Source organism: Sphingomonas sp. ABOLH (assembly GCF_003951715.1).
Taxonomy (GTDB): Bacteria; Pseudomonadota; Alphaproteobacteria; order Sphingomonadales; family Sphingomonadaceae; genus Sphingomonas; species Sphingomonas hankookensis_A.
Map to the genome: position 1 here is coordinate 1 of NZ_QQWV01000076.1, position 7,121 is coordinate 7,121.

The 7,121-nt window shown below is 62.3% G+C and carries 7 protein-coding genes; 3 read left to right on the top strand and 4 right to left on the bottom strand.

Going from position 1 to position 7,121, the window contains the following annotated elements; translation table 11 throughout:
- Positions 1 to 112: 112 nt before the first annotated feature.
- Entirely contained in the window at positions 113 to 277 is a 165-nt protein-coding gene (locus tag CA237_RS18895) for a transposase (RefSeq protein WP_126015248.1), read from the bottom strand.
- A gap of 613 nt (positions 278 to 890) precedes the next feature.
- Positions 891 to 1,019, bottom strand: a complete 129-nt coding sequence (locus CA237_RS20175) for a hypothetical protein (RefSeq protein ID WP_277600144.1) — start codon at positions 1,017 to 1,019, stop codon at positions 891 to 893.
- Between the two features lie 76 nt (positions 1,020 to 1,095).
- On the opposite strand from CA237_RS20175, the gene CA237_RS18905 reads away from it, so the two are divergent.
- Positions 1,096 to 1,539 carry a hypothetical protein gene (locus CA237_RS18905; RefSeq protein ID WP_126015249.1) on the top strand — a complete coding sequence of 148 codons (444 nt, stop codon included), beginning with the start codon at positions 1,096 to 1,098 and terminating at the stop codon, positions 1,537 to 1,539.
- A gap of 206 nt (positions 1,540 to 1,745) precedes the next feature.
- Here CA237_RS18905 and CA237_RS18910 read toward each other — a convergent pair whose 3' ends face one another.
- Positions 1,746 to 3,131 (bottom strand): three-Cys-motif partner protein TcmP, encoded by a 1,386-nt coding sequence (locus tag CA237_RS18910; protein WP_241215561.1) that lies wholly within the window; start codon positions 3,129 to 3,131, stop codon positions 1,746 to 1,748.
- A 172-nt stretch (positions 3,132 to 3,303) separates the two neighbouring features.
- Here CA237_RS18910 and CA237_RS18915 point away from each other — a divergent pair, with 172 nt between their 5' ends.
- On the top strand, positions 3,304 to 4,035 hold the full coding sequence (locus CA237_RS18915; protein ID WP_126015250.1) for a phage Gp37/Gp68 family protein: 732 nt from the start codon (positions 3,304 to 3,306) through the stop codon (positions 4,033 to 4,035).
- Between the two features lie 38 nt (positions 4,036 to 4,073).
- Complete coding sequence (locus CA237_RS18920) at positions 4,074 to 5,171, top strand: CHAT domain-containing protein (protein ID WP_126015251.1); 1,098 nt, start codon at positions 4,074 to 4,076, stop codon at positions 5,169 to 5,171.
- A gap of 103 nt (positions 5,172 to 5,274) precedes the next feature.
- On the opposite strand, the gene CA237_RS18925 is transcribed toward CA237_RS18920, so the two are convergent.
- Positions 5,275 to 6,999, bottom strand: a complete 1,725-nt coding sequence (locus tag CA237_RS18925) for a type ISP restriction/modification enzyme (RefSeq protein WP_126015252.1) — start codon at positions 6,997 to 6,999, stop codon at positions 5,275 to 5,277.
- Positions 7,000 to 7,121: the final 122 nt, after the last annotated feature.

Here is a 7,121-nt window from a genome sequence, read left to right on the forward strand (position 1 = left end):
GTCGTACGAGCGCTCGTACGACCAGTCTCAGAACCGAAAACTTCCCGCACCGCCCGCGCCCTCGTCAAAGACGATAAGCATCCCGGCTACGGCCAAACGGGCAAGGCGGCCCTCAGGCCACGCTTACGATCAGGCTGCTCGACACCTCGCGACAGGCGATGACGTCGCAGACCCGAACCCCCGGCCGGAACGCTTCGGCCAGAATCTCCAGCTTCTCCGCATCCGACCATCGGCGCCGCCCTGACACCCGGCCAACCACCTCCATCCGACCAGCCATACGAGCACTCGTATGACCGGTCGTAGAACCAATAATCTCCCGCACCGCCCGCGCCCTCGTCAAAGGCGACAAGCATCCCCGCTACCGGCGCTACCGCAAGGCGGTCTGCCGACCACGCTTACACCTCTTCTGATCTTTTCTAGGTGAAACACACTGCACGTTGTTCCGAATTCCAAGGCTGTTCGAGTGTTGCCGGTCGCCAACACTTCGCTCGAGGGTTAGCTGGGGTAATTAGCCGCAACGTAACGTCGGACGCTAAGGCTACTAGTAACCAACGCCATGCCCGTCTCACTCAAGCCGCCAGCTATAACCAAGATCGCCCTTTTGAACTGGAGCGGAACCAGCCGCGCGGGCTGCCGCGCAATCCGGAAAGTTCGTGCTTTCAGATAATATAGGGCGGGTTTGCGCTGATGTCGCTCGGCGTACAGACCGATGACACTGGTAACCAGTGCCCCCCTTCCGGTCAGTGTGACAGCCGTCAGCATTTAACCTGCCTGGCATCGCCAAGAGGTTGAGGACGTAGATGGCCGATATGAGCGATAAAGAGTAATCGATCAGCTTCTCACCGTTCGAAACGAAACGGCTGACGCAGCGATACGTCAGCCGCTTCAGTTTACTTACTGGAAGTTTGAACCGTCGTCGGAGCCGAAGCCGCCGACCCGGTGAACGCTACGGGCACGTCTTCATCCAGATAGCCGGTCACGTTTGAACCGGCCGGAATGCGTGCGCTGGTGCCGGTCATAAAAAACCAGCTTTGTGGAGCAGAGGGGACCAACTGCCGCCTCCCCGATCTGGTAGATTGATGGTTCGATGGGCGCATGGAACGCCCCAACGCCGTAGCCGCCCTGAAGGACAAGCGCAGCGAGATCGCCGGCCGCGTCGATGCACTGCAGGACCAGCTTCGCCAGGCGCTGATAGACCTCGACCACGTCGACAGCACGATCCTCCTATTCGATCCCGACGCCGAGCTGGACGAGATCAAGGCCAAGCTGATGCCGCCGCGTCACCACGCCTTCAAGGGCCAGGTAACCCGGGCGATCCTTGACATGCTGAGGAGGTCGGAAGCGGCGTTGGACGGACTTTCGATCACCAGGCGCCTGATGGAGGAGCGCGAGCTCAACCTCACGGACAAGAAGCTGGTGAAGACCATTCAGAAGCGTGTCGGCGCGGCGTTGCGCAACATGCACGAGCGTGGACTGGTTGCGTCGGACGAACCCCGTAAAGGTGGACTGCTGACTTGGCGCCTGATCGGCCCCGCCTGACCGCACGCTTGAGAAGAGATACATTCGCGGATGGATCGTGGCACGGCTATCGATGCATTATGAAGCGGTGAACCATGCGATGACCACAGCCAGGGTGCCGGCGGCGCTGGCGGCGATGAGCAGACCGAGCACCCACGCCTCGACTTCCAGCCCGGACGGCCTTCGGAACCTCATCCGCCAAACCTTTACCGATCCGCTGTTGGCCGTCATGCCGCGGTGAGAAACGAGAACAGCTTCGGTTCGCGGGTGATCGCGATCTCGTCATCCCAGCCGAAAGTGTCAGCTCGCTCCCGTACCGTCTTGCCGACGACGTTGCCGGCCTTGTCGCGCTTCGGGCTGAAGACCACGATCTCGCGCGCGTTGCGAAGCTCCGCAAGTTGGCTGTCCACTAGCGCACCGACGACAGGGGTGTCGTTCGCCCGCGATGCGAACAGCGCGCGCTTGGTGACCGTCGTGCCCTTAATCCAGCCATCCCGTAACAAGGGTGGAATCTGCTCGAGCAGCAGCTTTTTCGATCTTGCCGCCGCGTCATCGTTGAAGGTGAAGTCCATCATTCCTTGGCGCACGTCGACATCGGGATCGAAGCCGAGGGCATCGAAACCGGCATCGCCGAAATGCTCCATGGTGTTGTTCATGCTCCAGAACACGTTGCCCATCTCCTCGCGCGCCTGATGGTGCTTGGAGAGATGGATCAGCCAGTAGTCGCGATGTGACTCCGGCGGATGCACGAAGAACGGGGTGTAGAACGACGCGCCGGTTTGGCCGAGGATGTGTCTGTAGACGGTGTTCTGGATCGCGCGCTTCCATCCCTTCGCGCCGTATTCGTCTTTGATGTCGAGCAGCGCCCGCACGTCCTCGCGCGTGTAATCGATCGCCGCGAGCGCGCTGAGACTCGAGCGCTTGTCGTTCAGAAGGTTAATGAGCGCGTCCACCATGAAGGTCATGATGACTTCGGGGTTGGCGAGCTGCGCCATGATCGTGCGGACTGTGGCGAGCTTCACGTCGCTCCAACCATATTGGTCGAGGAAGAAGAGAGAGTGATGCGCACGACCCTTGGCGCGGATGGCGGCTATGACGTCCGGGGCCGCCTCTTCGAAGGTCGAGCGGCGCAGGTGGATCTTCGTTCCGATCAGGTCGCCGTAGCCGCGATGCACGAGCTCGTCGCGCAAAAAGGCGATGTGATCCGCGCTCTCGTCGATGAATACGAAGTCGACGTCCAGGTCGAAGTCCGCCCGTCGTGATACCAGAGCGGCACGGGCGGCGTCGACCGCCGTCAGTAGGCGCAACGGCGAACCATCGACCACGCTGTCGCCGAGCGCGTATTTGCCTCCGCCACAGAAGCCGTCGACGATGGTCATCTTCAGCTTCGACTGGACGTGGCGCTTCGTCAGCGTCGCGATGCACCGATCGACATAGATGCCATAGATGTCGTGTTTGGCGACACTGTGCCGGCCGAGCGTCGGCAGCGTGCCGCCCGGACGCCAGTGATAGCCGAGCTTGTCGTCGTCCCCGACGATGCGCTTGGGCCGCGCAAGCTCGTACATGCCGGGGATGGCAAGGGCGGGCTGGTCGGGATCGAACTTCTTCGCCAACGATCGGGCCTACGACAGAACAAGGTGAGAACCGGCAGTTTGGACACGGCCCCGGCCTCTTGTCTAGCCCCTCTTAGGCTGACAATGTGCCAACTTACTCTAAGCAAGCCACGATCGTCTTGCGTCTTTACCGCCGACGTGCCACTGTTCCTTTTATGTTCCGGAGAGCTTAATGGCCGACGGTAGTGCCATCGAATGGACGGATGCCACGTGGAACCCGGTCACGGGATGCACGAAGATTACGGATGGCTGCGTCAATTGCTATGCGGCCCGTTTCGCCGAGCGCTTCCGCGGCGTTCCCGGCCATCCTTTCGAAACAGGTTTTGACATTACGCTTCGCCCCGAACGGCTTGATCAGCCTCTTCGATGGCGGCGGCCTCGGGCCATCTTCGTCAACTCGATGAGCGATCTTTTCCACAAGGAGGTCCCGCGTTCCTTCGTCGACAAGGTCTTCGAGACGATGGAGGCCGCGCACTGGCATCGCTTCCAGGTTCTGACGAAGCGCAGTTCGTTGATGGCACGCTATCTCCGGCAGCGATATGCCGGCATCGAGCCGCCCTCGCACCTTTGGTTCGGCGTATCCGTCGAGAACGCCGCAGCCCGATCGCGCATCGATCATATCAAGATGGCGCCGTCCGCCGTCCGCTTCCTGTCGATCGAACCGCTGATCGGCGCGGTCGGTGACATGAACCTGGAAGGCATCCACTGGGTGATCGTCGGTGGCGAGAGCGGTCCGAGAGCCCGACCCATGGAAGAAGCATGGGTGCGCGACATTCACCGGCAATGCATCGAGCAGGGCGTGGCGTTCTTCTTCAAGCAGTGGGGCGGCTACCGGCCGAAGTCGGGCGGACGGGTGCTCGATGGCAAGGAGTGGAACGAGATGCCGGTGGCTCGCGCCGCATGAGCGCGGGACACGACGGTGGCGTAGCAACGAGGTGAGACGTGCAGTCGGATCAGTATAAGCGGGACATAGCGAACCTGGACGATGCCGCTTCGAAGCTCAGGAACGAGATCGGCAAGCAGGAGAAAATCGCAGGCGACGCGCGCGCGGAAGCGAACGCGAAGCGGGCTGCGGCGGGCAAGACGAAATCTAAGTCCACGGCCGACATGCACCTGCGATCCGCAAAGACTCACGACGGAAAGGTGGCGGCGGCGGAGAAGAAGATCGGAGAGCTGCAGGCAAAGCTGTCTGCCAACGCTAAATCGCGCCTTTCCAAGGAGCAGAACCTCCGGTCGGCGCTGAAGCGGGAGCAGACGGCCGCCGACAGCGCCGCGAAGCAGCGGCTTTCGAAGGAGAAGTCCCAACAGGCCGCGCTTGATCGCGATTCTGCCAAGCGGCGCCGGGACGAGCTGAACCATGCTCGAGAGCTCGGCAGGCTGGGCAGTTCAACCGTGACGCATGTGATGATCCCCGCGCCCGAGCCTGAGAAGCTGCGGCTATTGTATCTGACCGCCAGCCCTCTGACCGATGGTGCCGCCCCGCTTCGCGTCGATGCCGAGGTGAACCTCGTCCTCAAGGTCATCCGCGGAGCGAAGTATCGCGATCAGATCGACATCGAGGTACGGCCCGCCGCAACGGTCGAGGATCTTCTCAACGGGCTCAACGATCACCGTCCGCACGTCGTCCATTTCTCCGGGCACGCAGGCGGAGGCCTGCTATTCGACAACGCCAGTGTCACCGACCCCGGAGAGCATCTGGTCGGCTACAAGGGGGTCGCCCGATTGCTGAAGGCGACGGATCACCCTCCGACGCTCGTCGTCCTGAACGCCTGCAGGACCTTGGAGGGCGTCGACGAGTTACTGAAGGCGGCATCTGTCGTCATCGCGATGTCCGACACCGTCGGCGACGCGAGCGCTGCGATTTTCGCCACTCATTTCTATGGCGGAATCGCCGCGGCGCAGTCGATTGGATTTGCGCTCGATCAGGCCGGTGCGATGGTGGCGATTGCGTTGCCCGACGAGCCCGAGCTTGCTGTTCTGCGCTCGGTGGATGGGATCGATCCCTATGCCATTCAGCTTATCGCGTTGCCTGACGTCTGACCGGCATTCGGTATCGGCGCGATCTTCGGATCCTCGAGGCCGTCAATCTGGTCCGTCCTGTCCGATTGCAGGTCCTCGGAAGCACAGAGGATTTGAGGGTCAATCATCGTTGAATGGCGAGATCCCCCGCCGTGAACGCGTCGGCGATGCATTCCTGGTAGAGCTCGTCGAGCGTCGCCCCCAGCGCCAGCAGCGCCGCGATCCGCTGAATCATCGACCGAAACCACCGGCGGTCGGCGTCGGTGAGTGGGCGATCGCCGATGCGGTTGGCCTGCCGATACCCCAGCCACTTCTTCAGGACCGGATACCCGCCAAGCTGGTAGCCCCATACGGCCTCCGGGACGTTGGCGAAGAACGCGTCGTCGTTGATGAACAGGTCGCCCGTCACGTCGCCCCAACTGGCGGCTATAGCGTCGGAAGGCGTCTCCGCGCTGGTTGGAGAGCGCGGCGTCCAGCGCCCCTTGCCGCCGCCCCAGTAGGTGACGGTGACCTTCAGGTCGGTCGGTCGGACCTGGTTGCCGTCCGCGCGCTTGAGCGGCCCTAGCGTCCGCGCCGTCTCGGCGCCGAGGATGTCATCGACGAGATCGGTGACGTCATCGCAGGTGTCGAGCAGCCGGGTGACCTTCGTTCCCGCCGCGACGATCCGCTCGAACAGACTCTTGTCACGCGGGATCGGCACGTGCGCCCAGTCGGACGAGAGCGCGCTCTTGTGCTCGGCTTGGTAGGCCGGCGCATAGAGCACGGCGAACACCACGCGGAACAGCTTGCCGACGAGATCGCGCGCGGCCTGATCCCGGCGGACGCCCGTCAGCCCGTAGGCGGCGGAAATTGCACGCCATGCCGATTCGGCCAGGTTCGCATCCCGGTCGGCAAGCAGATCGTCACCCTTGGTTTCGCGCGGAAAGACCACCGATCCACGTTCATGCACGTGGAGATTGGCAAGGATCGTCGAGAAAAGGGGGCGGGTTTCGGTTTCCTTGCGGGGCTCTGGAACGGTGAGCAGGAACTCGTTCGACGCGAGGTTCATTCCGAATTCCGGCCGTGGCCGGTTCAACAGCTTGGTGCCGGTTTCATAATAGATGCTTCGAGCATCCAACGGGAAGGCGAGAAAGGGTTTCACCTTGTCCTGTTGGTATCCCGATGCATGAAGATCATTCCAAACGGCTTCGGGATCGTAGCCCGAGATCGCGGACTTTCCTTCGATGTCGGCGGGAGCCAGCAAGGGATTGATCGTGGTAGCGTCGGCGAAGGTCGAAGCCTCGATGTATTCCTTCATCCGTGACCCGAGTGCGGCGGCGTTGCCGTCGATGACGGTGCCCTCAACGCCCCGGTTGTGATTCACCCCTTGAAACGACACCGGGAAGAGTTCGTCCAGCGCAGGCCAGGCCTCGAAGCCACCCTCGATGACCCGCGGCGCCAGCCGCCAGCGCGTATCTCGCGTGGGATGGACGGTTTCGTATGGGGGCGGGGTCGCGCTTGCGGCTCCGACATCGGAGAGCAGCTCGTCCCGTTTGCGCGCCGCCGGGCCCCAGAAGTCGCGATACTGAACGTCGGTGGTGCTGGTGCTCGTCCGGTGTCCCATCAGCTTGAGCCAAGTCGCGACGGCGGTGCCAGGCTGGATGCCGCGCGGGTCGGCGGCCGTGCTGAAGACGCTGTCGTCTCGCGTTCCGGCACCGGGGAGGCCGCTGGGGATGATCTTGCCCGTGCGATACTTGTCGCCGTTCAGGTTGTCGATCCACACGTGATCGAAGCTGCCGAGCATCGAGTGGCGCATGATCGGGTGGGAGCGGCCCGTGAGGAACGACGAATTCGAGATGAACGAGCCCACATTTCCCAAGTAAGGCGCTGATTTCGCTGTCCTGACCATTATATTTCCTATATAAAACATGGTGTTGAAGGCTGCGAGGGGCGCGTTTCATGGATCACCCAGAGGGTGCGGGCTTGCAACGG